Origin of the sequence: Streptomyces sp. NPDC048481 (assembly GCF_043200075.1) — a bacterium.
Taxonomy (GTDB): Bacteria; Actinomycetota; Actinomycetes; order Streptomycetales; family Streptomycetaceae; genus Streptomyces.
Map to the genome: position 1 here is coordinate 232,258 of NZ_JBICXC010000006.1, position 26,059 is coordinate 258,316.

General features: G+C 72.0%; 22 protein-coding genes. 16 read left to right on the forward strand and 6 right to left on the reverse strand.

Annotated features, from left to right (window positions below; translation table 11 throughout):
• Window positions 1-55: 55 nt before the first annotated feature.
• Together ACGFSH_RS20510 and ACGFSH_RS20515 are read right to left on the reverse strand one after the other, a co-directional pair.
• Window positions 56-2,437: an MFS transporter gene (locus ACGFSH_RS20510; RefSeq protein ID WP_393350498.1), complete on the reverse strand. Its 2,382-nt coding sequence runs from the start codon at window positions 2,435-2,437 to the stop codon at window positions 56-58.
• Window positions 2,438-2,590: 153 nt separating this feature from the next.
• Window positions 2,591-3,034 (reverse strand): SRPBCC family protein, encoded by a 444-nt coding sequence (locus ACGFSH_RS20515; RefSeq protein ID WP_393350501.1) that lies wholly within the window; start codon window positions 3,032-3,034, stop codon window positions 2,591-2,593.
• 202 nt (window positions 3,035-3,236) lie between these two features.
• On the opposite strand from ACGFSH_RS20515, the gene ACGFSH_RS20520 reads away from it, so the two are divergent.
• From ACGFSH_RS20520 to ACGFSH_RS20530, 3 genes are all read left to right on the forward strand, one after another.
• Complete coding sequence (locus ACGFSH_RS20520; protein ID WP_393350504.1) at window positions 3,237-4,280, forward strand: Rv2578c family radical SAM protein; 1,044 nt, start codon at window positions 3,237-3,239, stop codon at window positions 4,278-4,280.
• A 144-nt stretch (window positions 4,281-4,424) separates the two neighbouring features.
• Window positions 4,425-6,002 carry an alpha/beta hydrolase gene (locus ACGFSH_RS20525; protein ID WP_393350507.1) on the forward strand — a complete coding sequence of 526 codons (1,578 nt, stop codon included), beginning with the start codon at window positions 4,425-4,427 and terminating at the stop codon, window positions 6,000-6,002.
• Window positions 6,003-6,144: 142 nt separating this feature from the next.
• Window positions 6,145-6,654 carry a GNAT family N-acetyltransferase gene (locus ACGFSH_RS20530; RefSeq protein ID WP_393350879.1) on the forward strand — a complete coding sequence of 170 codons (510 nt, stop codon included), beginning with the start codon at window positions 6,145-6,147 and terminating at the stop codon, window positions 6,652-6,654.
• Between the two features lie 22 nt (window positions 6,655-6,676).
• On the opposite strand, the gene ACGFSH_RS20535 is transcribed toward ACGFSH_RS20530, so the two are convergent.
• Window positions 6,677-7,252: an adenylosuccinate lyase gene (locus ACGFSH_RS20535; protein ID WP_393350510.1), complete on the reverse strand. Its 576-nt coding sequence runs from the start codon at window positions 7,250-7,252 to the stop codon at window positions 6,677-6,679.
• 521 nt (window positions 7,253-7,773) lie between these two features.
• Between ACGFSH_RS20535 and ACGFSH_RS20540 the strand changes: the two genes are divergently transcribed.
• The 10 genes from ACGFSH_RS20540 to ACGFSH_RS20585 all read left to right on the forward strand — a co-directional run bounded on the left by ACGFSH_RS20540 (window position 7,774) and on the right by ACGFSH_RS20585 (window position 20,159).
• Window positions 7,774-9,579, forward strand: coding sequence for a 3-hydroxyacyl-CoA dehydrogenase family protein (locus ACGFSH_RS20540; protein ID WP_393350513.1), 1,806 nt, complete (start codon window positions 7,774-7,776; stop codon window positions 9,577-9,579).
• 136 nt (window positions 9,580-9,715) lie between these two features.
• A complete protein-coding gene (locus ACGFSH_RS20545) occupies window positions 9,716-10,531 on the forward strand; it encodes a TetR family transcriptional regulator (RefSeq protein ID WP_393350515.1) in 816 nt (271 codons plus the stop codon).
• A 437-nt stretch (window positions 10,532-10,968) separates the two neighbouring features.
• Window positions 10,969-12,306 carry a crotonyl-CoA carboxylase/reductase gene (ccrA, locus tag ACGFSH_RS20550; RefSeq protein WP_393350881.1) on the forward strand — a complete coding sequence of 446 codons (1,338 nt, stop codon included), beginning with the start codon at window positions 10,969-10,971 and terminating at the stop codon, window positions 12,304-12,306.
• Window positions 12,307-12,323: 17 nt separating this feature from the next.
• The gene (locus ACGFSH_RS20555; RefSeq protein ID WP_393350518.1) at window positions 12,324-14,372 is read left to right on the forward strand and encodes a protein meaA; all 2,049 of its coding nucleotides are present in this window, start codon (window positions 12,324-12,326) and stop codon (window positions 14,370-14,372) included.
• Window positions 14,369-15,328 (forward strand): HpcH/HpaI aldolase/citrate lyase family protein, encoded by a 960-nt coding sequence (locus ACGFSH_RS20560; protein WP_393350520.1) that lies wholly within the window; start codon window positions 14,369-14,371, stop codon window positions 15,326-15,328. Before ACGFSH_RS20555 ends, ACGFSH_RS20560 begins: the two co-directional genes overlap by 4 nt.
• Before the next feature lie 15 nt (window positions 15,329-15,343).
• Window positions 15,344-15,850 carry a MaoC family dehydratase gene (locus ACGFSH_RS20565; RefSeq protein WP_393350523.1) on the forward strand — a complete coding sequence of 169 codons (507 nt, stop codon included), beginning with the start codon at window positions 15,344-15,346 and terminating at the stop codon, window positions 15,848-15,850.
• 3 nt (window positions 15,851-15,853) lie between these two features.
• Window positions 15,854-17,059 (forward strand): acyl-CoA dehydrogenase family protein, encoded by a 1,206-nt coding sequence (locus ACGFSH_RS20570; protein ID WP_393350526.1) that lies wholly within the window; start codon window positions 15,854-15,856, stop codon window positions 17,057-17,059.
• 170 nt (window positions 17,060-17,229) lie between these two features.
• A complete protein-coding gene (locus tag ACGFSH_RS20575) occupies window positions 17,230-17,886 on the forward strand; it encodes a phosphatidylserine decarboxylase (protein ID WP_329415105.1) in 657 nt (218 codons plus the stop codon).
• Window positions 17,887-17,908: 22 nt separating this feature from the next.
• Entirely contained in the window at window positions 17,909-18,727 is an 819-nt protein-coding gene (pssA, locus tag ACGFSH_RS20580) for a CDP-diacylglycerol--serine O-phosphatidyltransferase (RefSeq protein WP_069771773.1), read from the forward strand.
• Window positions 18,728-18,962: 235 nt separating this feature from the next.
• Complete coding sequence (locus ACGFSH_RS20585; RefSeq protein WP_393350529.1) at window positions 18,963-20,159, forward strand: alpha/beta hydrolase; 1,197 nt, start codon at window positions 18,963-18,965, stop codon at window positions 20,157-20,159.
• On the opposite strand, the gene ACGFSH_RS20590 is transcribed toward ACGFSH_RS20585, so the two are convergent.
• A complete protein-coding gene (locus ACGFSH_RS20590; protein WP_393350883.1) occupies window positions 20,156-21,274 on the reverse strand; it encodes a glycerate kinase in 1,119 nt (372 codons plus the stop codon). The genes ACGFSH_RS20585 and ACGFSH_RS20590 overlap by 4 nt on opposite strands.
• 221 nt (window positions 21,275-21,495) lie before the next feature.
• Between ACGFSH_RS20590 and ACGFSH_RS20595 the strand changes: the two genes are divergently transcribed.
• The 3 genes from ACGFSH_RS20595 to ACGFSH_RS20605 are packed head-to-tail and all read left to right on the forward strand — an operon-like array spanning window position 21,496 to window position 23,923.
• Window positions 21,496-22,629 (forward strand): ADP-ribosylglycohydrolase family protein, encoded by a 1,134-nt coding sequence (locus ACGFSH_RS20595; protein ID WP_393350532.1) that lies wholly within the window; start codon window positions 21,496-21,498, stop codon window positions 22,627-22,629.
• The gene (locus ACGFSH_RS20600) at window positions 22,629-23,126 is read left to right on the forward strand and encodes an NUDIX domain-containing protein (RefSeq protein WP_393350535.1); all 498 of its coding nucleotides are present in this window, start codon (window positions 22,629-22,631) and stop codon (window positions 23,124-23,126) included. The genes ACGFSH_RS20595 and ACGFSH_RS20600 overlap by 1 nt, the downstream gene beginning before the upstream one ends.
• A gap of 59 nt (window positions 23,127-23,185) precedes the next feature.
• Window positions 23,186-23,923 carry an NAD-dependent deacetylase gene (locus tag ACGFSH_RS20605; RefSeq protein ID WP_393350538.1) on the forward strand — a complete coding sequence of 246 codons (738 nt, stop codon included), beginning with the start codon at window positions 23,186-23,188 and terminating at the stop codon, window positions 23,921-23,923.
• Window positions 23,924-23,979: 56 nt separating this feature from the next.
• On the opposite strand, the gene ACGFSH_RS20610 is transcribed toward ACGFSH_RS20605, so the two are convergent.
• Complete coding sequence (locus ACGFSH_RS20610; protein ID WP_393350541.1) at window positions 23,980-24,474, reverse strand: methylated-DNA--[protein]-cysteine S-methyltransferase; 495 nt, start codon at window positions 24,472-24,474, stop codon at window positions 23,980-23,982.
• A gap of 9 nt (window positions 24,475-24,483) precedes the next feature.
• Entirely contained in the window at window positions 24,484-25,974 is a 1,491-nt protein-coding gene (locus ACGFSH_RS20615) for an AlkA N-terminal domain-containing protein (protein WP_393350544.1), read from the reverse strand.
• Window positions 25,975-26,059 lie beyond the last annotated feature (85 nt).

Consider the following 26,059-nt stretch of genomic DNA (forward strand, 5'->3'; position numbering starts at 1 on the left):
GTTTCGGCGCGGTGCGCCGGGGTACGCCCTTCGTTCCGCCCGCGCCCGCGCGCCGTCAGTCCTCCTGGCCGAGCCGCAGGTCGCGTTCCGTGCGACCGCCTCCGGCGACCCGCAGGACGGTGGCGACCGGCGGGTAGCCGGCGGCGATGACGGTGTACTCGCCGCAGGACAGATCGCCGAACCCGAACGTGCCGTCGGCTCCGGTGGTGAGGGTGGCGACGACGTTGCCCGCCGCGTCGAGCAGGGTGACGCGCGCGTCCTCGACCGCCCGTCCGCCGGTGGCCCGGACGGTGCCGCGCAGCAGTGCGCCACCGGCGAGTTCGACGTCCCGGCGGGTCTCGCGGGCGGCCTGGACGGTGACCGGCACGGCGGCCGGGCGGTGGCCGGGGGCGCCGGCGGCGAGCGTGTAGTCCCCGGCGACGAGCCCGGCGAGGAGGTAGCCGCCGTCGCGGCCGGTGCGGGCGGAGGCGACGACCTCGCCGCGGGCGTCGGTGAGGGTGACGGCGGCGTCCGGCACCGGGTCGCCGCCGGCGGTGACGACGCTGCCGGTGAGCCGGCCGGCCCCGCCGAGGACGATGTCCAGCTCGACGGGGTGCTCGCCGACGGTGACGGACACGGCCTGGGGCTGGTGGCCGCCCGCCGCGGCGATCAGGACGTACGTGCCGCGGTCCGGCGCGGGCAGGGTGTAGCGCCCGTCCTCGCCGCTGGCGCCCCGGCCGGTCTGCACGCCGCCCGCGTCGACGAGGGTGAGCGCGGCCCGGGGCACGGCGCTTCCGTTCGGATGCCGCACGGTGCCGTGGACGAGGGCTCCCGCGGCGGTCGGGGCGGGCGGCAGGGCGAGCGGGGTCGCGGGCGCGGGCGCCGTCCCGGCTTCGTGGGGGGACACGAGCGGTTTCTCCTTGAGGAAGAAGGCGATGAACAGTCCGAGGACGAGCACCGGCACGAGCCAGAGGAAGATCCGCGGCATGGCGTCCGCGCAGGCGGCGACATACGCGTCGCGCAGCGGGGCGGGCAGCGCGCGGACGAGTTGCGGGGTGAGCGACTCGGGGGCGGGCAGCGCGGTCGCGGACCCGGCGGGCAGGCGGGTGCGCAGGCCGTCGGCGAGCCGGTCGGCGAACAGGGCGCCGAAGACGGCCGCGCCCACGCTGCCGCCGATCTGACGGAAGTAGGTGTGGGCGCTGGTCGCGGCGCCGAGGTCGCAGGGGCGCACGGAGTTCTGCACGGCGAGGACGAGGACCGGCATCACGAGGCCGATGCCGGCGCCGAGGACGGCCGTCCAGAGGCCGTACTGGAGCCGGGGGGTGTCGGCCTCCAGCCGGGACAGCAGCCACATGCCGAGGACGGACAGGGCGCTGCCGATGACGGGGTAGATCCGGTAGCGGCCGGTGTGGGTGATGAGCTGTCCGGACAGGATCGACGCGACGACGACGCCGCCCGTCATGGGCAGCATCAGCAGGCCGGACTCGGTGGCGCTCGCCCCGTCGACCATCTGGAGGAAGGTGGGCAGGTAACTTGCGGCGCCGAAGAGGGCGACCCCGGTCACCAGGCCGACGAGGGCGGTGACGTCGAAGACGGGGTCCCGGAACAGCCGCAGCGGGACGAGGGGTTCGGCGGCCCGGCCCTCGACGAGGACGAAGCCGACGGCCGCGGCGGCCGCCCCGGCGGCGAGGGAGTGGACGACGGCGGAGTTCCAGGCGTACTCGGTCCCGCCCCAGCTGGTCAGCAGGATCAGGCAGACGGAGGCGGCGGCGAGCAGCAGGGCGCCGAGGACGTCGAAGCGGGGCGGGGCTGCGGGCTTGGGCAGTTTCAGCACCACGGTGACGACGGCCAGGGTGAGCAGCCCGAACGGGACGTTGACGTAGAAGCACCAGCGCCACGAGAGGTGGTCGGTGAAGTAGCCGCCGAGCAGGGGTCCGGCGACCGAGGCGACGCCGAACGCGGCACCGATCAGGCCCATGCAGCGGCCGCGCCGCCGGGGCGGCACGATGTCGGCGATGATCGCCTGGACGCCGGTCAGCAGCCCTCCGGCGCCTGCGCCCTGGACGGCGCGGAAGGCGATCAGGCGGTCCATGGTGTCCGCCCGCCCGGCGAGCGCCGAGCCGAGGACGAAGACGACGATCGCGAACTGGAAGACGCCCTTGCGGCCGAGGAGGTCGCCCAGTTTGCCGTACACGGGGAGGGTGACGGTGGCGGTGAGCAGGTAGGCGGTGATCGCCCACGACATCCGGTCCAGGCCGTGCAGTTCGCCGACGATCCTCGGCAGGGCGGTGGCGACGATCATCTGCTCCAGCGCCGCGAGGAGCAGCGCGAGCATGAGGGCGGGGAAGACCAGCCGCTCCCGGCGCCGGGCCGCTCCCGAGGGGCCGGCGGCCGCCGGCGGGGCTTTCGCGGGAGTCGCCGTGACCGGCTCGTCCAGCAGCGAAGTGGTTGCGCCCATCAGCCGTTCCCCTCGTCGCACCCGCCACACGGTTGTCGCGTCAAGCGACAACCACGGGCGAGTGCGACGGGTTACGGCGCCGTCCCGGTCACGAGGGGGAACCACTCGATCCGGTGACGATGATCAACGCGCCGGGGGACGCGGGGCGTTGGGCTACTTCTCGACCTCGGCGGCGAGGTTGGCGAGGACGGCGTCGTGGATCCGGCCGAGGCCCTTGGGGGCGAAGGTCTTCTCGAAGAAGCCGCCGATGCCGCCGGCGCCGTTCCACGTGGTGGTGACGACGACGCGGGACGCGCCCTCGCCGGCCGGGGTGACACGCCAGACCGTGACCATCGAGGAGTTGCGGTCCTTCTCCACGAGTTCGCCGTCGGCCGGTTCGGAGACCTCCAGGAGGCAGTCGCGCACGCGCTTGCTGGTGGCCTGGAGCTTCCAGTGGACGAGGGTGCCCTCGCCGTCGCCGCCCTCGCGCACCTCGTACTCGCTGAAGTGCTCGGTCAGCAGCTTCCCGCGCGTGCCGCTGTAGTCGGCGATCGTGTCGAACACCTTGTCCGGGTCCGCCGCGACGACCCGCTCGGTGGTGGCCTCGACCTGCGCCATGGGGTTCCTCCAGGTCCGTGTTGCTCAGGGTTGCTCAGGGGTGCCTCAGGTTCGGGGCAAGCCAACCACCCCGGTCCTCGGCCGCCCAAATCGGGGCCCGCGAAGCGATCGCGGGCCGATCGCAAACCGGTCGGGAAAGGTCCGCCGCACGATCATGGGAACAGATGTTCTATTGTGGGGGCAGTGCTACCGAGGAGGCGTCATGCGCTGGGAGAACCTCGCCGTGGAGACCCGCCACGACCGGCCGGCGGACGCCGCGCTGTTCGGCGCGGACACGGTCACGACCAGGACGTTCGACACGCCCGAGTTCGCCGGCATCACCTTCCACGAGATCCGCGCCCGGTCGATCCTCAACCGGGTGCCGGGCGCCTCCCGGATGCCGTTCGAGTGGACGGTGAACCCCTACCGCGGCTGCACGCACGCATGCGTCTACTGTTTCGCCCGCCGCACGCACAGCTATCTCGACCTCGACACCGGGATCGGCTTCGACACCCAGATCGTCGTCAAGGTGAACGCGCCGGATCTGCTGCGCCACCAGCTCGCCTCGCCCCGCTGGACCGGCGAACACGTCGCGATGGGCACGAACGTCGACTGCTACCAGCGCGCGGAGGGCCGCTACCGGCTGATGCCGGGCATCCTGTCCGCCCTGCGCGACCGGGCCAACCCCTTCTCCATCCTCACCAAGGGCACCCTGATCCTGCGCGACCTCGACCTGCTGCGGCAGTCCGCCGAGGTGACCGACGTCGGGGTCTCGGTCTCCGTGGGCTTCACCGACACCGAGCTGTGGCGCACCGTGGAGCCGGGCACCCCCGCGCCGCAGCGCCGGCTGGACGTGGTGCGCACCCTCACCGACCACGGCATCGGCTGCGGGGTGCTGATGGCGCCGGTCATCCCCTTCCTGGGCGACGAACCGGCTCAACTGCGCGCCACCGTCCGGGCGATCGCGGCCGCCGGGGCCACCTCGGTCACCCCGCTCGCCCTGCATCTGCGCCCCGGTGCCCGCGAATGGTTCATGGCCTGGCTCGGACAGCACCACCCCCACCTGGTGCGCCGGTACGAGCGGCTGTACGCGGACGGCGCCTACGCCCCGAAGTGGTACCAGCGCCGGATCACCCGTCAGGTGCACGAGCTGGCCGAGGAGTACGGCATCGGCCCCACGCGCACGGGGACACCGCGCCGCATCCGCCCGCCCGCCCCGGCCGAGCCCCCCGCCGCACCGGGACCCACCCAGCTCACGCTGCTCTAAGAGGCGTTCGAGCGCATCCGGGTACTCGAACGGGTCAATAAGCCGCAGAACAGGTATTTCCCGACGATCTTTCCGGGACGATCCGGCAAGGGCCGTGACCCGCGCGGTCCGCCTTCGCCGGCCCTTTCGTCCCGGGAGCAGTCCATGAACACACGCGCAGCCGTGCTGTGCGCCGCCGCCGCAGTCGTGGCCGGGACGGTCACGGCCGTGCCCGCCGGCGCGAGCCCGTCACTCCCCGCCTCCCCCGTCTCGGCCGCGAAGCTCGCCTGGAAGAGCTGCGGCATCGCCGACCGGCCGGCCCTGCAGTGCGCGTCGTTGAAGGTGCCGCTCGACCACGCCCGGCCGGACGGCAGGCAGATCACGCTGGCGCTGTCCCGTGTGCCGCACACCGCGAAGACGTACCAGGGCCCGCTGCTGGTCAATCCGGGCGGACCGGGCGGCCAGGGGCTGAGCCTCGCCGGGTTCGTCGCCTCCGCGCTGCCCAAGGCGGTCGCGGCGCAGTACGACGTGATCGGCTTCGATCCGCGCGGGGTGGGCAGGAGCACGCCCGCCCTGAACTGCCGGCCGGGCCACTTCGCCCCCGTCCGGCCGGACTCCGTGCCGGTCACCGAGGCGATCGAGCGGGCCGGCCTCCAGCGCGCCCGCTCCTTCGCCGAGGCCTGCGGCAAGAAGTACGCCGACGTCCTGCCGTACATCGACACGATCGACGCCGTCCGGGACATGGACGCGATCCGCGCCGCGGTCGGCGCCGAGCGGCTCAACTACTTCGGCTACTCGTACGGCACCTACCTCGGCGCGGTGTACGCCAAGCTCTACCCGCAGCGGGTGCGGCGCCTGGTCCTGGACTCGATCGTCGACCCGACCGGCGTCTGGTACGAGGACAACCTCACCCAGGACCTCGCCTTCAACGACCGCCACCGCGCCCTGATGGCGTGGATCGCCCGGCACGACAAGGCCTACAAGCTGGGCGTCGACCCGGAGCGGGTCGAGGCGAAGTGGTACGCGATGCGGGCGGCGCTGGCGAAGAAGCCGGCCGGCGGCAAGGTGGGCGCCTCCGAGCTGGAGGACACGTTCATGCCCGGCGGCTACTACAACGGCTACTGGCCCCACCTCGCCGAGGCGTTCGCGGCCTACGTGAACGCCGGGAACACCGCCCCGCTGGTCGAGGCGTACGAGAACTTCGCCGCGGTCGACGCCGCCGGCGACAACGGCTACAGCGTCTACACCGCGGTGCAGTGCCGGGACTCCTCCTGGCCCGGCGACTGGGACGAGTGGCGCTCCGACAACTGGTCGGTGCACGCCAAGGCGCCCTTCATGACGTGGAACAACGCCTGGTACAACGCGCCGTGCGCGTTCTGGCCGACCCGGCCGCAGACTCCGCCGAACGTCGTCAACGGGAACCTGCCGCCGGTCCTGCTGTTCCAGGCGACGAACGACGCGGCGACCCCGTTCGAGGGCGGTGCGACGGTCCACGCGCTGCTGCGGGGCTCCAGCCTGGTGGTCGAGGAGGGCGGGCAGAACCACGGCATCACGCTCAGCGGGAACGCCTGCCTGGACAAGCACCTGGCTGCGTACCTGGCCGACGGCGTGGTGCCGCGCGGGAGCGGTGAGGCGGACGCGGTCTGCCCGGCGCAGCCCGACCCCGAACCGCTGGACTCGAAGGTCGCCCAGCGCTCGGCCCACGGCACGACGCTGCACGGCCTCCTGGGCTTCCGCGGCTGACCGGCGCCCCGGGCCGGCCGGGGCGGGGGCGTCGTCGGGCCGCGGTCATCATGGACGCATGAGCGAACCGACCAGGACGACCGCCCCCGACGGCGCCGCCCCCGCGACCCGGTACTCCGGCGCGGCCCCGGTGGTGCGCGAGATGACGCTCGCGGACGTCGGGCGGGTCTCGGAGATCCGTGTGCGCGGCTGGCAGCGGGCCTACCGCGGCCTGATGCCGCAGGCGTACCTGGACGCGCTGAGCGTCGCCGAGGACGCCGAGCGGCGCCGGGCGGGCTTCGGGCGAGGCAGGCCAGGCGTGGTGAACCTGGTCGCCGAGCGTGCCGGGACGGTGGTGGGCTGGGCAGCCCTCGGCCCCTGCCGGGACAGCGAAGTCCGCACGCCGGACGCCGAGTTGTACGCCCTCTACGCGGCCGTCGACCACTTCGGCACCGGCGTCGGACGCGCGCTCCTCGGGGAGGCCGCGCGGCGGGCCGAGGCCCTGGGGCACCCGGCCATGCGGCTGTGGGTGCTCAGGGACAACCTCGCGGCCCGCCGCTTCTACGCGCGAGCCGGGCTTCCCGCGGACGGTGCCGAGGAGTCCTTCGAGGTGGCGGGCGTCGCCGTGCCGGAGGTGCGCCACGGGGGCGGTCTGCCCCTGAAGCGGCCCTAGCCGACGGTCATCTGAGGCGCCGTCAACGCTGACGGGGGATCCGCGCGAGGGCCTGCACGGCCGCCTGCGCGAGCACCGGATGGGCCAGGGCGTCGTTGAGCACCGGGCGGGCCCGGCGGTCGCCCAGCGCGCCCAGCCCTTCGACGCAGGCGAGGGCCACCCTCCGGTAGGGGTCGTGCGGGCGCAGCCGCCGTTGCAGCGTCGTGATCAGAGCGGGCACCGACTCGGGTGCGCGCAGTTCCACGAGCAGCCGGACGGGGTGCAGGGCATAGGCGACGCGCAGTTCGTTGGTGGCCAGTGCGGCCGCGGCCCGGGCGGTGCGGGGGTCGCCGAGGCGGGCGAGGGCGTGGGCGGCGGAGGCGCAGCGCGGGGGGTCGCGGTGGTTCAGCAGCAGGACGAGCGTCTCGAAGGCCCGCCGGTCTCCCGCGAGTCCGAGCCGGAACGCGGCCAGCTCCCTGGCCCACAAGGGCTGTCCGGGCTCGGTGAGAACGTCCGCCAGTTCGTCGGGGTCCGCGGCGCCCGCCAGCCGCTCGTACGCGGCCGTCGCGCCGGACTCGTGCCGTAAGCGCTCCGTGAGGGATCGCAACTCTTCGTCCATGCGCCGAGCGTAGGACAAGCGCCGGTGGCGCACGGAGCGCGGCGGCGCACGGGAGCACGACCGGGCGCACAGCCCGTGCCGTCCCCGCGCCGGGGAAGACCGCACGACGGTCCGACGGCGGTGCCGCCTCGACGTCCGAGGCCTGACCGGTGCGGGACACGTCACAGAACGGATCGGCGGAAGAGGGCTGGCGCGCTCGTTACCCACCGGTTAAGCTCATACGAGCGAGACACCCACTCGCACCTCCTCGTGGCGGCCTGGTGACGCAGTCGCCGCGAGACGTCGGTTCGGTACCACGTGTACCGCTGTACGACCCGGCCACGGGACAGGGCCGGTCGGATCCGCCGTTCGGCCCCGGGCGTGTGCACGCCCTCGGCCACGGCACCGGGCGTGTGCGCTCGCAGCCCGGCACAACACCCGCATTCCTTTTCCGTGCACCCGGTGCGCCCGGGCCTCGCAGAGGTCCCTCGGGCGTACCGGGGCGCGTTCCTTCAGTCGTCACCCTCTTCCTGGAGTCCGCGATGGCCACTCCCCTGTCCGACACCCCTCTGTCCCCGCTCCGGACGATCGCCGTCATCGGCCTCGGCACCATGGGCACCGGCATCGCCGAGGTCCTCGCCAAGGCCGGCCGTGAGGTGATCGGCGTCGACGTCAGCGAGGCCCAGGCCGCGCGGTCCGTCGCCGCGCTGGAGACGTCCACCGCCCGCGCCGTGCAGCGCGGGCGGCTCACCGAGCAGGAGCGCACGGCCGTCCTGGGCCGCGTCCGCGTCTCCACCGACCTGCGCACGGCCGCCGAGGCCGACCTCGTGATCGAGGTGGCTCCCGAGTCGTACGAGATCAAGCAGCAGATCTTCCGTGAGCTGGACTCGGTCGTGCGGCCCGAGACCATCCTGGCCACCGGGACCAACGCGCTCTCCGTCACCCGTCTCGCCGCCGAATCCGCCCGTCCGGAGCGGGTGTTGGGCCTGCACTTCTTCAACCCGGCGCCGGCGATGAAGCTGGTCGAGGTGGTCTCCTCGGTGCTGACCGCGCCGGCCGCCGTCACCGCCGTCACCGAGCTGGCCGTCGACCTCGGCAAGGAGCCCGTCGCGGTGGGCGACCGGCCCGGCTTCGTCGCCGACGGCCTGCTGTTCGGCTACCTCAACCAGGCGGCCGCGATGTACGAGGCCCGCTACGCCTCCCGGGAGGACATCGACGCCGCGATGCGGCTGGGCTGCGGACTGCCGATGGGCCCGCTCGCCCTGCTGGACCTGATCGGCGTGGACACCGCCCGCACGGTCCTGGAGGCCATGTACGCCGAGTCCCACGACCGGCTGCACGCGCCCGCCCCCATCCTCAAGCAGCTCAGCGAGGCGGGCCTGACGGGCCGCAAGGCGGGCCGCGGCTTCTACACCTACGACTCCCCCGGCAGCGCGACGGTCGTTGCGGACGCGCTGACGCCGTCGTCCGGCGGGACCGGCGCCGCGGGCCGCGAGGTCTCCTCGGTCGGGGTCGCGGGCTCGGGCACCATGGCCTCGGGCATCGCCGAGGTCTTCGCCAAGGCCGGCTACGACGTCGTCCTCGCCGCCCGCAGCGAGGAGAAGGCGCAGACCGCCAAGGCGCGGATCGGCAAGTCGCTGTCCCGCTCGGTCGACAAGGGCCGGCTGACCGCCGAGGCCGCCGCGCAGATCCTGGACCGGATCACCCCGGCCGGCTCCTACGACGCCTTCGCCGACGTCGACCTCGCCCTGGAGGCGGTCGCCGAGGACCTGGAGGTCAAGCAGCAGCTGTTCGCGGCCCTGGACAAGGTCTGCAAGCCCGGCGCGGTCCTCGCCACGACGACCTCCTCGCTCCCGGTCGTCGCCTGCGCCCGCGCCACCTCGCGCCCGCAGGACGTCATCGGCATGCACTTCTTCAACCCGGCACCGGCGATGAAGCTGGTCGAGGTGGTCCGCACGGTGCTCACGGCCGAGGACGTCCACGCCACGGTCCGCGAGGTGTGCGCGCGGATCAAGAAGCACGCCGTCGACTGCGGGGACCGCGCGGGCTTCATCGTGAACGCGCTCCTCTTCCCGTACCTGAACAACGCGATCAAGATGGTGCAGGAGCACTACGCGACCCTCGACGACATCGACGCGGCGATGAAGCTGGGCGGCGGCTACCCGATGGGCCCCTTCGAGCTGCTGGACGTCGTCGGACTCGACGTCTCGCTCGCGATCGAGAAGGTCCTGCACCGCGAGTTCCGCGACCCGGGACTGGCTCCGGCCCCGCTCCTGGAGCACCTGGTGGCCGCGGGCTGCCTCGGCCGCAAGACCGGCCGTGGCTTCCGCGAATATGCCCGCCGCTGACGGGCTGGGCGACCGCCGCCCGGCGCGCGGGGACTGGGGCGGGCTGCTCGGGCCCGCCGGCCGGTCCCCGTCCGCCGGGGCCGGGGCAGGACCCGGACCTGCGCACCGAGCTGCGCGCATGCAGTACGTTCAGGTCATGTCCCAGCCCGCCAGGTCCTCACGCACACCCGTCACGCCCGACGCGCCCGAGAGCGCCGCGGGCAGCCGCGCGGCCGCCCAGCGGCTCAAGATGCGCCGAGAACTGGCGGCCGCGGCCATGGAGCTGTTCTCCACCAAGGGCTACGAGGCGACCACGGTCGACGAGATCGCGGCCGCGGCCGGGGTCGCGAGGCGCACCTTCTTCCGGCACTTCCGCTCGAAGGAAGAGGCGATCTTCCCCGACCACGACGACACCCTGATCCGGGCGGAGGCCGTTCTCAACGCGGCCCCCGCGCACGAGCACCCGCTCGACACGGTGTGCCGTGGGATCAAGGAGGTCATGAAGATGTACGCGGCCCGGCCGGAGATCTCGGTCGCCCGCTACCGGCTGACGCGCGAGGTGCCCACCCTGCGCGAGGCGGAGATCGCGTCGGTGGCCCGCTACGAACGCCTCTTCACCCGCTACCTGCTCGGCCACTTCGACGAGCACGCGCACGACGACGACGCCAACGACGACCCGCTGCTGGCCCGGGTGGCCGCGTCCGCCGTGGTCACCGCCCACAACCACGTGCTGCGGCGCTGGCTCAGGGCCGACGGGCAGGGCGACGTCGAGGCCCAGCTCGACCACGCCTTCGCGATCGTGCGCCGCACGTTCGGCACGGGCATCGGGGCCGGACGCAGCGGCGGGGGCGCCCCGCAGCCGGCTCCGGCGTCGGTCTCCGCGCACGGCGAAGTGCTGGTGACGGTCGCCCGGACCGACGCCCCGCTGGACGAGGTCATGCGCACCATCGAGCAGGCGCTCAAGGAGCGCTGAGACCTCGCGGGTCCCCTCGGGTCCGCTTCCCGCTGTGATGACGGCCACCCCTCGGGGTGGCCGTTTTGGCATGTCAGAGGCCCTTTTGGCGCGGAATTCCGAGCCCGTTCGATCGATCATCGCTCATATGTTGCGTAAAGATTTCATCTGAGTGGAACTTCTGGCACTCAGTGCCTTGCGAGGTGACACGCGGTGTCATACGTTGAAGGTGTCCGGGCGGCCGGCGTGCAGCGATCACACGTACGCCGGCTGTCCCCGCAACCTCATGGGTCGCGCGCCCGGACGCCTGCGTCACAGGCAACCTCCCGCGCCACAAAGCGCCGCCGAACAGCACACCGCCGAACCGACGGCACCTTCCATCACACCCTCAGCAGCACCGCCGTAACCCTCAGCGCCCCTCCCTCAGGGCGTTCACCGCCGGAGGCAACACCGTGACCATGCAGAAGATCCTGGACGCGATCCAGTCGCCGGACTCGACGTCGGCCGACTTCGCCGCCCTGCCGCTCCCCGAGTCCTACCGCGCGATCACCGTGCACAAGGACGAGGCGGAGATGTTCGCGGGCCTGGAGACCCGGGACAAGGACCCGCGCAAGTCGATCCACCTGGACGAGGTGGCCCTGCCCGAACTCGGCCCCGGCGAGGCCCTGGTGGCCGTCATGGCCTCCTCGGTCAACTACAACTCCGTGTGGACCTCGATCTTCGAGCCCGTCTCGACGTTCTCCTTCCTGGAGCGCTACGGCAGGCTCAGCGAGCTCACCAAGCGGCACGACCTGCCGTACCACGTCATCGGCTCCGACCTCGCGGGCGTCGTCCTGCGCACCGGTCCCGGCGTCAACGCCTGGCACCCCGGCGACGAGGTCGTCGCGCACTGCCTCTCCGTCGAGCTGGAGTCCTCGGACGGCCACAACGACACGATGCTCGACCCCGAGCAGCGCATCTGGGGCTTCGAGACCAACTTCGGCGGGCTCGCGGAGATCGCGCTCGTCAAGTCCAACCAGCTGATGCCCAAGCCGGACCACCTGAGCTGGGAGGAGGCGGCCGCCCCCGGCCTCGTCAACTCCACCGCCTACCGGCAGCTGGTCTCCCGCAACGGCGCCGGCATGAAGCAGGGCGACAACGTCCTGATCTGGGGCGCCAGCGGCGGCCTCGGCAGCTACGCCACCCAGTTCGCGCTGGCCGGCGGCGCCAACCCGATCTGTGTCGTCTCCTCGCCGCAGAAAGCGGAGATCTGCCGGTCCATGGGCGCCGAGGCGATCATCGACCGCACCGCCGAGGACTACCGGTTCTGGAAGGACGAGAACACCCAGGACCCCAAGGAGTGGAAGCGCTTCGGCAAGCGCATCCGCGAACTCACCGGCGGCGAGGACATCGACATCGTCTTCGAGCACCCCGGACGCGAGACGTTCGGCGCCTCCGTGTACGTCACCCGCAAGGGCGGCACCATCACCACCTGCGCCTCGACCTCGGGCTACATGCACCAGTACGACAACCGCTACCTGTGGATGTCCCTGAAGCGGATCATCGGCTCGCACTTCGCCAACTACCGCGAGGCCTGGGAGGCCAACCGGCTGATCGCGAAGGGCAAGATCCACCCGACGCTGTCGAAGGTGTACTCGCTGGAGGACACCGGCCAGGCCGCCTACGACGTGCACCGCAACCTCCACCAGGGCAAGGTCGGCGTCCTCGCGCTGGCACCCGAGGAGGGCCTGGGCGTGCGAGACGAGGCCAAGCGCGCCCAGCACATCGACGCCATCAACCGCTTCCGCAACATCTGAGACACCCGGGGTCATAGATGACTGAGCGTCAGTCCGCCGAAGGAAAGCGGGAGAAGGACCGGCCGTGGCTCATGCGCACGTACGCCGGTCACTCCACGGCCGAGGCGTCCAACGAGCTGTACCGGCGCAACCTCGCCAAGGGGCAGACGGGTCTGTCGGTCGCGTTCGACCTGCCGACCCAGACCGGGTACGACTCCGACCACGTCCTCGCCCGCGGCGAGGTCGGCCGGGTCGGCGTGCCGGTGGCCCATCTCGGCGACATGCGCAGGCTGTTCCAGGACATCCCCCTGGAGCAGATGAACACCTCGATGACGATCAACGCCACCGCCATGTGGCTGCTGGCGCTCTACCAGGTCGTCGCCGAGGAGCAGGGCGCCGACGTCACCCTGCTCCAGGGCACGACCCAGAACGACATCGTCAAGGAGTACCTGTCCCGCGGGACGCACGTCTTCCCGCCGGGACCGAGCCTGCGCCTGACGACGGACATGATCGCGTACACGGTCTCCCACATGCCGAAGTGGAACCCGATCAACATCTGCAGCTACCACCTGCAGGAGGCCGGGGCCACGCCGGTGCAGGAGATCGCGTACGCGATGTCCACGGCGATCGCCGTGCTGGACGCCGTCCGGGACTCCGGGCAGGTGCCGGCCGAGAAGTTCGGCGACGTCGTCGCCCGCATCTCCTTCTTCGTGAACGCGGGCGTCCGCTTCGTCGAGGAGATGTGCAAGATGCGCGCCTTCGGCCGCATCTGGGACCAGGTCACCCGTGAGCGCTACGGCATCGAGAACCCCAAGCAGCGCCGCTTCCGCTACGGCGTCCAGGTCAACTCGCTGGGGCTGACCGAGGCGCAGCCGGAGAACAACGTCCAGCGGATCGTGCTGGAGATGCTCGCCGTGACGCTGTCGAAGGACGCCCGCGCGCGTGCCGTGCAGCTGCCCGCCTGGAACGAGGCGCTAGGGCTGCCCCGGCCCTGGGACCAGCAGTGGAGCCTGCGCATCCAGCAGGTCCTCGCCCACGAGAGCGACCTGCTGGAGTACGAGGACATCTTCGACGGTTCGCACGTGATCGAGGCCAAGGTCGCCGAGCTGGTCGAGGCGTCCCTCGCCGAGATCGGGCGGATCCAGGAGATGGGCGGCGCGATGGCCGCCGTCGAGTCCGGCTACCTCAAGTCGCAGCTGGTCTCCTCGCACGCCGAGCGCCGGGCCCGGATCGAGTCCGGGCAGGAGAAGATCATCGGCGTCAACATCTTCGAGACGACCGAGCCCAACCCGCTGACCGCCGACCTCGACACCGCGATCCAGACGGTCGACCCGGCTGTCGAGGCCCGCGTCGTCGCCTCCCTTCAGAACTGGCGCGACACGCGCTACCAGCCGCCCTTCAACCACCCGCGCCCCTGCAAGGCGCTGGAGAAGCTGAAGGAGGCCGCGAAGGGCACCGCCAACCTCATGGAGGCCACCCTGGAGTGCGCCCGCGCCGGGGTCACGACCGGCGAGTGGGCCGGGGCGCTGCGCGAGGTGTTCGGCGAGTTCCGCGCACCGACGGGCGTGTCGTCCGCGCCGGTGGCGGTCCCCGCGGAGGAGGGTTCGGCCATGTCCGACGTGCGCCGCAGGGTCGACCTGACCGCGAAGGACATGGGCGTGGGCAAACTGCGCTTCCTGGTCGGCAAGCCGGGCCTGGACGGTCACTCCAACGGCGCCGAGCAGATCGCCGTGCGCGCCCGTGACGCCGGGTTCGAGGTGGTCTACCAGGGCATCCGGCTGACGCCCGAGCAGATCGTGGACGCCGCGCTGGAGGAGGACGTCCACGCCGTGGGCCTGTCCATCCTCTCCGGATCGCACGCCCAGCTGGTGCCGGACGTCCTCGAACGGCTCCGTGTGGCCGGTGCCACAGACATCCCGGTGATCGCCGGTGGCATCATCCCGAACGGGGACGCCGAGCAGCTCAGGGCCGCGGGCGTCGCCGCGGTCTTCACCCCGAAGGACTTCGACATCACCGGAATCATCGGCCGCATCGTCGACGAGATCCGCAAAGCGAACAAGCTCGACCCCCTGGAGGTCCCCGCATGACTGTCAACCGTCTTCGTCCGCGGCGCTCCTGTCTCGCCGTTCCGGGCAGCAACCCCCGCTTCCTGGAGAAGGCGCAAGGTCTGCCGGCCGACCAGGTCTTCCTGGACCTCGAGGACGCGTGCGCGCCGCTCGCCAAGCCCGAGGCCCGGCACACCATCGTCAAGTTCCTCAACGAGGGCGACTGGACGGGCAAGACGAGGGTCGTGCGCGTCAACGACTGGACGACCGAGTGGACGTACCGCGACGTCGTCACGGTCGTCGAGGGCGCCGGCCCCAACCTCGACTGCATCATGCTGCCGAAGGTGCAGAACGCCCAGCAGGTCGTCGCCCTGGACCTGCTCCTGACGCAGATCGAGAAGACCATGGGCTTCGAGGTCGGCCGCATCGGCATCGAGGCGCAGATCGAGAACGCGCAGGGCCTGAACAACGTCAACGAGATCGCGCAGGCCTCGCCGCGCATCGAGACGATCATCTTCGGCCCGGCCGACTTCATGGCCTCCATCAACATGAAGTCGCTGGTCGTGGGCGAGCAGCCGCCCGGTTACCCGGCGGACGCCTACCACTACATCCTGATGAAGATCCTGATGGCGGCCCGCGCCAACGACCTCCAGGCGATCGACGGCCCCTACCTGCAGATCCGCAACGTGGACGGCTACCGCGCGGTCGCGCAGCGCGCCGCCGCGCTGGGCTTCGACGGCAAGTGGGTGCTGCACCCGGGCCAGGTCGAGGCGTCCAACGAGATCTTCTCGCCGTCGCAGGAGGACTACGACCACGCCGAGCTGATCCTGGACGCCTACGACTACTACACGTCCGAGGCGGGCGGGAAGAAGGGCTCGGCGATGCTCGGCGACGAGATGATCGACGAGGCCAGCCGCAAGATGGCGCTGGTCATCTCCGGCAAGGGACGGGCGGCCGGCATGCGGCGCACGTCGAAGTTCGAGACCCCCGACAACTAAGGAGCGCTGGGCGCGATGCAGTTCGGACGCACCTACGAGGAGTTCGAGGTCGGGGCGACGTACAAGCACTGGCCGGGCAAGACGGTCACCGAGTACGACGACCACCTGTTCTGTCTCCTCACCATGAACCACCACCCCCTCCACATGGACGCGAACTATGCGGAGAAGACGACCGATTTCGGCAAGAACGTCGTCGTGGGCAACTACATCTACTCGCTCCTGCTCGGCATGTCCGTGCCGGACGTCTCCGGCAAGGCGATCGCCAACCTGGAGATCGAGTCGCTCAAGCACGTCGCGCCGACGTTCCACGGCGACACGATCTACGGTCAGACCACCGTGCTGGACAAGTGGCCGTCCAAGTCGAAGAACGACCGCGGCATCGTGTACGTCGAGACCAAGGGCTACAAGCAGGACGGCACCCTGGTCTGCGTGTTCCGCCGCAAGGTGATGGTGCCGACCGAGACGTACATCAAGGAGCGCGGCGGCGAGCAGCCCGGCCGCCCGGAACTTCAGGAAGGCTGATCGATGGCCCGCCTCGCCCAGACCGCCGGTCTGACCGACGTCCAGCAGGAGATCCTCTCCACCGTCCGCGACTTCGTGGACAAGGAGATCATCCCGGTCGCGACCGAGCTGGAGCACCGCGACGAGTACCCGCAGCAGATCGTCGACGGGCTCAAGGAGTTGGGCCTGTTCGGCCTGATGATCCCCGAGGAGTACGGCGGTCTGGGCGAGTCGCTCCTCACCTACGCCTTGTGCGTGGAGGAGATCGCCCGTGGCTGGATGTCCGTCTCGGGCATCATCAACACCCACTTCATCGTGGCGTACATGCTCAAGCAGCACGGCACGCAGGAGCAGAAGGACCACTACCTGCCGAGGATGGCGGCCGGCGACATCCGCGGCGCGTTCTCCATGTCGGAGCCGGCCCTCGGCTCGGACGTGTCCGCGATCACGTCGAAGGCGGTGAAGGACGGCGACGAGTACGTCCTCAACGGCCAGAAGATGTGGCTCACGAACGGCGGAACCTCGTCCCTGGTGGCCGTTCTGGTCAAAAGTGACGAAGGACACCCCGAGGGCACGGCGCCCCACAAGTCCATGACGACCTTCCTCATCGAGAAGGAGCCCGGCTTCGGCGAGGTCCGCCCCGGCCTGACCATCCCGGGCAAGATCGACAAGATGGGCTACAAGGGCGTCGACACCACCGAGCTGATCATGGACGGCCTGCGGCTTTCCGCCGATCGGGTGCTCGGCGGGGTCACCGGACGAGGTTTTTACCAAATGATGGATGGGGTCGAGGTTGGCCGCGTCAATGTCGCGGCGCGTGGCTGCGGCGTCGCTCAGCGTGCCTTCGAACTCGGCGTCCGGTACGCCCAGCAGCGGCACACGTTCGGCAAGCCGATCGCCCAGCACCAGGCCATCCAGTTCAAGCTGGCCGAGATGGCTACCAAGGTCGAGGCCGCCCATGCGATGATGGTGAACGCCGCACGCAAAAAGGACTCGGGAGAACGAAACGACCTCGAAGCAGGGATGGCGAAGTACCTCGCCTCCGAGTACTGCAAGGAGGTCGTGGAGGACTCCTTCCGGATCCACGGCGGGTACGGCTTCTCCAAGGAGTACGAGATCGAGCGCCTCTACCGCGAGGCCCCGATGTTGCTGATCGGTGAAGGCACCGCCGAAATCCAGAAAATGATCATCGGGCGCAGATTGCTCGAGGAGTATCGGTTCCAGGGCTGATTGTCCCGGTTGGGGGTGTTTTCTTCGAGAAGAAGATCACACCCCGTCAACTTTCCCCGGCCGTCGACTCCGCTTCCTGGCTTACCCAGTTGTGGCCCCGAACCGCTACGATCGCGGAAAGCCGCCGTCCCCCCGTCGAAGCGCGGCATCATCCGCTACGAAGGTCATCCATGCCCCACAGCCAAACCTCTGCACACCGCGACAGCCTGGTAGGCGCACGCCTCGCGCGCGGAGCATCGCCGTGGCTCCTGCCGACCGTCGCCACCGCAGCCGTCAGCCTGCTGCGCGCCCGCCGCTCGGGCGCCGCCAAGGCCGTCGCCGTGCCCGCCACCGCTCTCGCGGCGGGCATGCTGTGGTTCTTCCGCGACCCGGAGCGCGAGATCGCCCCGGGCCGGGTCATCTCGCCCGCCGACGGTGTGGTGCAGAGCATCATGCCGTGGAAGGACGGACGCACCCGGGTCGCGATCTTCATGAGCCCGCTCAACGTCCACGTCAACCGCGCGCCGCTGGCCGGCACCGTGACGTCGGTCGAGCACATCCCCGGCGGGTTCGTGCCGGCGTTCAACAAGGAGAGCGAGAACAACGAGCGCGTCGTCTGGCACTTCGACACCGAACTCGGTGACATCGAGATGATCCAGATCGCCGGAGCCGTCGCGCGCCGCATCGTCCCCTACATCCCCGAGGGCACGAAGGTCGAGCAGGGCGAGCGGATCGGCCTGATCCGTTTCGGCTCGCGCGTCGACGTCTACCTGCCCGAGGGCGTGGAGGTCGCGGTCGAGGTGGGGCAGAAGACCGTGGCAGGGGTGACTCGCATTGACCGTGATTGACCCGGAGACCCAGGCGGGCTGGGTGCCCGAGGCCGACGACGTGGACGACGACGAGGAGATGCCCCTCTCGCTGCGTCTGTCGATAGCGGACACCCTCACCCTCGGCAACGCCACGTGCGGCTTCATGGCGGTGTACTTCACCACCACGGGCATCCTGATCCCGCACCTCACCGGCAGCCAGGAGTCGGGCATGGCCCGGCACAGCGCCGCCACGGCGGTCATCCTGATGCTCTGCGCGGCCGTCTTCGACCTCTTCGACGGCCTGGTCGCGCGCAAGCTCCGCTCCTCGCCGATGGGCGCCGAGCTGGACAACCTGTCGGACCTGATCAGCTTCGGCCTGGCCCCGGCGTACTTCGTCCTGGTCTACGGCATGGTCGCCGACGACGCGCACCAGCGGGTCGCGGCGGTCGGCGCGATCGTGGTGCTGCTGGCGGTGGTGCTCAGGCTCGCGAGATTCTCGTGCGTCACCGTCAAGGACGGCACCTTCCAGGGCATGCCGTCGCCGTTCGGCGCGCTCACGGTCGTCTCCATCGTGCTCCTCGAGCTGCCGTTCGCGGCGACGCTCATGGCCATCCTGGGCACCGCCTGGCTGATGGTGAGCCGGGTCGAGTACCCGAAGCCGCGGGGCCGCCTCGCCGGCGCGATGCTCGCCTGGATCGTGCTGTCGATGGGCCTGCTGGCGGCCTGGGCGTTCGACGCCCCGAGCGGTCAGCTCCTGCTCCAGACGGGCTGCGCGCTGCAGCTGGTCATGGGCGCGGTCATCCCGCTGTTCGCCACGGCCCGCCGGGTGAACAACTTCCGCGACAACCGACGCGAGGCCCGGGCGGCGCAGCTGCCCTGACCTTGTCACGGCGTATGACGGGTGTGGCCCGGACCATCGAGGTCCGGGCCACACCCGTTTCTCGTTCAAGGACGTCCGTCGTGTGCTCTTGACCCGTCAACTACCCGCGATCCGCGCGCGGTTGCGGAGAGTGAGGAGGAAGAGGACCGGGGAAAGGGGGGATTATGACACATTCGCCCCTCTTCGCACCTTTCGGAGCTGAGCCATGCCCTCACTCGTCCTCAGAGAACATTTGGTGCCGCACGTCTCGAAGATCCCGGCGAACTACGGGGATCCGGTGCAGCTCCCCGTCAGGGAGTACGACGGCATCCACGGCGACAACCCCCACAAGCCCGTCCTCATGCTGCACGGCCGAAGCGTCCCGGCACTGGCGGGGTTCGACCTGGCGCCGGTGCCCGGGGGCCGCGCCACCCGGTACAGCTGGGCCCAGGAACTCGCCCAGGACGGATACGACGTCTTCCTCATGGATCTCCAGGGCTCCGGCCGGTCGCCGCACCCGAGGGTGATGGACGAGCCCTGCAACGCCAATCCGACGCAGCAGCAGTCGGTCCTCGTCCCCCATCCGCTCCCGGAACCGTGCTCCGCCCTGCCCCCGTACCCCCACGAGCTGGGCAACACCGAGAGCGAGACCGCGGAGCTCGAGACGGTGGTCCGGTTCATCAGGGACCTGCCCGGACTGGACAAGCCGGTACGGTTCGTCGGCTGGTCCGCGGCCGCACTCGTGATGGGCCCGTACGCCCTTCAGCATCCCGGGGACGTCGAGAGCATGTTCCTGCTCGCCCCGATCTTCCCGCCGAAGGGGCGCTGGTCGGAGAAGCCCGACGATCCCTTCGGACGCCCGCCGGACGCCGCGACGCTGCCCGTGTCCAGGCCGGCGAACATGTTCGGCTTCCCGATGCACGTCGCCGGCAAGACCGGCTTCAAGGCGTCGCTGGCGAGCACCCCCGCGTTCTGGGAGCCCGGGGTGGACGAGCGCGCCTGGGACGCCTGCGTGCAGGACGACCCCGTCACCGCCAAGTGGGGACACGAGGAGGCGCCGGGCGTCTACGAGGGCGTCCTGCGGTACCGGAACACCTACTCCTGGGGCTGGAACAGCCGGACCGCCCCGCACGAGGACCCGGCCGGGACGCGGGTCCTCGGCACGAGGATCCCCCTGCTCATCGTCCACGGCGAGCTGGACCGGACCGCCAACAGCCCCGCGACGTTCCCGGACGTCCTGCGCTTCTCCGTGCCGGCCCTCTACGACGCCGTCAAGGGAGCGAAGACGCTGATGTTCTGCCTGGCCGGCGCGGGTCACTCCCTGGTCTGGGAGACGACCGCGGAGACCGTCCACACCATGTCGAGGCAGTGGTTCCACAACGGCAAGGTGGAGGGCCTGGGCCACGGCAGCTACTTCCGGCAGACCGACGGCGAGCTGATCCCGCTCCCCTAGGTCAGGAAGTCCCGGCCGATCCGCTCCGCGACGCGCTCCAGGATCGGTCCCGCGTCGGCGATGCAGGCCGCCACGTCCGGCTCCTCGTCGGTCAGGGGGTAGGCCCGGCGGATCCCGGCCCGTCCCAGTGCCTCCGGCGGGAGCTGGAGGCGGCCGCACACCGCGACGACGTCCTTGCCGGCCGCGCGGGCGGCCGCGGCCACGCCCGCGGGAGCCTTGCCGTGCAGGGTCTGCTCGTCGAGCGAGCCCTCCCCCGTGATGACCAGCTCGGCCGGCTCCAGCGCCGCCGCGAAACCCAGCACGTCGAGCATGACCTCGATGCCGGCGCGGAAGCGGGCGCCCACCAGCAGCGCCCCGTAGCCGATGCCGCCCGCGGCGCCCGCGCCTGGCGCCGCCGCGTACTCCGCGGCCCTCGGGCCCGCCTCGGCCTCCAGGATCTTCGCGAAGTGGACGAGCGCCGCGTCCAGCGTCCCGACGTCGTCCGGCGAGGCGCCCTTCTGCGGCCCGTAGACGGCGGGCGCGCCCTTCGGACCGGTCAGCGGGTTGTCGACGTCGCTCGCCAGGACCAGCTCCACGGCCGGCAGCCGGGGGTCCAGCCCCGACAGGTCGGCCCGCGCCAGGTCCGCGAGACCGCCGCCGCCCGGCGCCACCGGCTCGCCGTCCGCGTCGAGGAACCGCGCGCCGAGGGCCGACAGCATGCCCGCGCCGCCGTCCGTCGTCGCGCTGCCGCCCACGCCGAACACGATCGTCCGGACGCCTTCGTCCAGCGCGGCGCGCAGCAGCTGCCCCGAGCCGTACGTGGACGCCGTGAGCGGGGCGAGGACGCCCTCGGGGAGCCGTTGCAGCCCGCTCGCCTCGGCCATCTCCACCACCGCCGTGTCGCCGCGCACCGCGAACGCCGCGGTCACCTCGTCGCCGAGGGGTCCGGCGACCCGCACCTCCCGGCGCTCGAAGCCGGCCGCGACCGCCGCGGCCACGGTGCCGTCACCGCCGTCGGCGACGGGCAGGGCCGTCACCTCGACGTCCGGTACGGCCCGGCGCAGCCCCGCCGTCACCCGCTCGGCGACCTGCACGGCCGTCAGCGAGCCCTTGAACTTGTCCGCGGCCACGAGCACCCGTCGGGTGCCCTGCGTTGCAGCGTCCGCCACCTTGCCATCCCCTTGCTCTCCGGGCCCCGCGCACGTCAGGGCCAGTCGCGCCGCTGTGACCTTAACCGCACGACGCCCCCGCCGTCATGCGGCGCCCGCACCCTGGACGCGCCCGCCGGAGCGGCGCGGACCGGCCCCGGACCGGGGAAGACCGGGCGGGATGCGCCGCGATCGGGTAGACCGGAGGAATGACCGCTGTGGCCGACGGACCGGAGCTCGCCGACCGCGTCCTCGGAGGCTGGCTGGGCCGGATCGCGGGCAACATGCTCGGCAAGCCGGTCGAGCAGGGCGAGGTGTGGACCCGCGAGCGCATCGACCGCTTTCTGCGGCGGGCCGGCGCCCTGCCGCTCACCGACTACTTCCCCGAGCCCGCCGACGACGAGGACACCCGGCTGCTGCGCCCGGAGTGGCGTGAGTGCGTACGCGGCCGGATCCACGGCAGCTGCCGCGACGACGACGTCGACTACGCGATCCTCGGACTCGACCTGCTGGAGACGCACGGCTTCGGCTTCACCACCGAGCAGGTCGGCGAGCTGTGGCTGCTGCGGCTGCCGTATCTGCAGACGTTCACCGCCGAGCGGGCCGCCTACCGCAACCTCACCGCCGGACTGAAGCCGCCGCTCACGGCGACGTACGACAATCCCTGGCAGGAGTGGATCGGCGCTTTGATCCGCGCCGACATCCACGGCTGGACCTGCCCGGGTCGCCCCCGCCTCGCCGCCGCCCGGGCCCGCCGCGACGCGGTCCTCTCGCACACCGGCAACGGCGTGTACGGCGCGATGTTCGCGGCGGCGCTGGTCTCCGCGGCGTTCACGGCGCCGACGGTGCGCCACGCGCTGGACGAGGCACTCGCCGTCGTCCCCGCGGGCAGCCGTCTGGCGCGTACGGTGCGCCGGGTCGCCTCCCTGCACGCCGCCGGTCTGAGCTGGGAGGACGCCCTCGCGACGATGACACGGGAGACCGCGGGCGCGCACTGGATCCACGTCGTCCCGAACGTCGCCGTCCTCACCGCGGGACTGCTCTACGGCGGCGGCGACTTCACCGCGACGATCGCGCTCACCGTGCGCGGCGGCCTGGACACCGACTCCAACGGGGCGACGGCCGGTTCGGTGGCCGGGGTCCTCGTGGGGGCCTCGGCGATCCCCTCCCGGTGGACCGAGCCCCTCCAGGACACCGTGCGCAGCGCGGTGTCCGGTTTCGACGGCTCACGCATCGGCGATCTGGCGCGCCGGACGCTGCGGCTGGCCGAGTCGCGGGGCGCTCACGGGGAGGACCCGCGGGACGCCGGACCGGCCGGGGCGCCGCCGTCTACCCTTCCCTGATGAGCACTTCCAGCAGCGACTTCGCCGCCTACGTCGCCTCCCTGCCCCGTGTCCTGGCCGGCGCGGCCACGATCTTCCGTGACGCCGGGGGGCGGGTCCTTCTCGTCGAGCCCAACTACCGGGCGGGCTGGGCCCTGCCGGGCGGCACGATCGAGTCCGACGAGGGCGAGAGCCCGCGCGCCGGGGCACGCCGCGAGACGCTGGAGGAGATCGGCCTGGACCGCGAGCCCGGACGGCTGCTCGCGGTGGACTGGGTGCTCGGTGCGCACCGGCCGCCGCAGGTGGCGTACGTGTACGACGGCGGCGTCCTGGACGAGGACGATCTCGGGGCGATCCGGCTCCAGGAGTCGGAGCTGTTGTCCTGGCGGCTGGTTGCGCGCGAGGAGCTGACCGGCTTCCTGCTGGGCTCGCTGGGCCACCGGGTGCTGGCGGCGCTGGACGCCCTCGACGACGGCTCGCTGACCGCCGAGCTGGAGAACGGCCGCCCGGCGGGCTGAACGCCGCCCCGCCGATATCCGCTCGCGACGGCGGCGCGCCCCGCCCTACGCTCCCCTTCATGAGCAAGCCCCTTGTCGCCCTCCTCAGCGGGGCCGGGATCTCCACCGACTCCGGCATCCCCGACTACCGCGGTCCCGACGGGCTGTGGCGGCGCGATCCCGAGGCCGAGAAGCTCGTCACATACGCGTCCTACATGGGCGATCCCGAGATCCGCCGGCGGTCGTGGCAGATGCGTCTGCGGGTCGGGGCCCTGTCGGCCGGGCCCAACGCGGCGCACCGCGCGGTGGCCGAACTGGAGCGTTCGGGGACGCCGGTGCGGGTGATCACCCAGAACGTGGACGGGCTGCACCAGCTCGCGGGCATGCCGGCGCGCAAGGTGTTCGAGCTGCACGGGACGGCACGGCGCGTGGTGTGCACCGCGTGCCACGAGCAGGGCCCGATGCGGGACGCGCTGGCGCGGGTCGAGGCCGGGGAGGCGGATCCGCCGTGCGGGCGGTGCGGCGGTGTGCTGAAACCGGCGACCGTGATGTTCGGTGAGCGTCTCGACCCGGTGGTGCTGGGCCGGGCCGCCGCCGTCGCCAAGGCGTGCCAGGTCTTCCTCGCGGTCGGCAGCAGCCTCCAGGTGCATCCCGCCGCCGGGCTGGTCGGCGTCGCCGCCGACCACGGGGCCCGGCTGGTCGTCGTCAACGCCGAGCCGACGCCGTACGACGAGATCGCCGACGAGGTCGTCCGGGAGCCGATCGGGACGTCGCTGCCCAGGCTGCTGCGCGAGCTGGCCGGTTCCGGCGCGGTCTGAGCCCTCGGGGGCGCATCGCCGGCGGGGGTCCGCCGGCCCTCCCCCGCCGACGCGCTTCAGAACAGCGTGCCCCCGGAGGGTGCGCCCCGTTCGAAGTCCAGCAGGCGCTGTTTGCGGTCCAGGCCGCCGCCGTAGCCGGTGAGGCCGCCGCCCGCGCCGATCACGCGGTGGCAGGGGACGATGATGCCGACGGGGTTCCTGCCGTTGGCCAGGCCCACCGCGCGGGAGGCGGCGGGGCTGCCTAGGGCTCTGGCGAGTTCGCCGTAGCTCCGGGTCTCGCCGTACGGGATCGACCGCAGCCGGTCCCAGACGCTGCGCTGGAACGGGGTTCCGTGCAGGCGCAGTTCGAGGGTGAACTCCTTCGACTCGCCGGCGAAGTAGGCGGCCAGCTGTTCCTCGGCCTCGTCGAAGGGGCTGTCGTCGCGGGGGCCGAAGTCCTCCTGGGGCGGGCGGTGGCGCTGTCCGGTCATGTAGAGGCCGCACAGGACGCCGTCGTCCGCGACGAGGGTGAGGTCTCCGTAGGGACTGTCGACGACGGTGTGCTGTTTCACGGAACGTCCTTATACCGGGAGGAAGTTGACGGGGTGGCTGTCGGTCGCCCACAGGTACTGGACGGCGTACGCCCGCCAGGGCCGCCAGGCGGCCGCGCGGGCGGTGAGCGCCGCCGGGGTGGCGGGCAGGCCCAACTCGCGTGCGGCGCGCCGGATTCCGAGGTCGGTGGGCAGGAAGGCGTCGGGGTCGCCGAGGGCGCGCATCGCGATGACGTCGACCGTCCAGGGGCCGAAGCCGGGCAGTGCGAGCAGCTGTTCGCGCGCCTTCGCCCAGTCGCTCTCCACTCCCAGCTGGAGTGTGCCGTCGGCCAGCCGGCCGACCAGGCCGGTGAAGGTGGCGCGCCGGGCGCGGGGCATCGCCAGGGAGCCGGGGTCGACGGCGGCGAGCGCCTCGGGAGTGGGGAACAGGTGGGTGAGGCCGCCTTCGGGGTCGTCGACCGGATCGCCGTGGGCGGCGACCAGCCGGGCCGCGTGGGTGCGGGCCGCGGCGGTGGAGACCTGTTGGCCCAGCACGGCGCGGACCGCGAACTCGGCCTCGTCGACCGTGCGCGGCACGCGGCGGCCGGGGGCCTTGTCCACGAGGGGCGCGAGCAGCGGGTCCGTGCGCAACTGGTCGTCGACGGCGACCGGATCGGCGTCCAGGTCGAGCATGCGCCGGCACCGGCTGATGGCGACGGTGAGGTCGCGCAGGTCGCTGAGGGTGAGACGGCAGCCGATGTGGTCGGGGCGCGGGGTGAGCGCCACGACGCCGTGCCCGTACGGCAGCCGGAGCGTGCGGCGGAACGCGCCGCCCCGCCACTCCTCCACCCCGGGGACGCCGGTCGCGGCCAGATGCCCGAAGAGGTTGTCCGGGTTGAGGGGGGCGCGGAACGGCAGGCGCAGGGCCAGTGTGCCCGCGCCGGCCGCGGGAAGCTCCGGTGTGCGGTGCGGGACGCGGGCGCGCAGTTCGGTCGGGGTGAGTGCGAAGACCTCGCGCACGGTGTCGTTGAAGGTGCGCACCGAGGAGAAGCCGGCGGCGAACGCGACGTCCGCCATGGGCAGTTCGGTCGTTTCGACGAGGAGCCGGGCGGTCCGGGCGCGCTGCGCCCTGGCCAGCGCCAGGGGGCCGGCGCCGACTTCGGCGAGGAGCTGGCGTTCCACCTGGCGGCTGCTGTAGCCGAGCCGGGCGGCGAGGCCGGGCACGCCCTCGCGGTCGACGACGCCGTCGGCGATCAGCCGCATGGCGCGGGCGACGAGGTCGGCGCGCTGGTTCCACTCCGGTGAGCCGGGGCTGGTGTCGGGACGGCAGCGCTTGCACGCGCGAAAGCCGGCCTGCTGGCAGGCGGCGGCGCTCGGCTGGAACACCATGTTCCGCGGCTTGGGCGGCACGGCCGGGCAGCTGGGCCGGCAGTAGATGCCGGTGGTCAGCACCGCCGTGTAGAACCAGCCGTCGAAGCGCGCGTCCTTGGACCGGACGGCGCGCACACAGCGCTCCCTGTCGGTGTACATCCCGTTCCGCATGCGTCCAGGATCGCCCCGCGGCCGCCGCGTCGCTGGCGGGAATCCGACATCGACGCCGGGCGTCCCGCACCGGCGCAACGCTCAC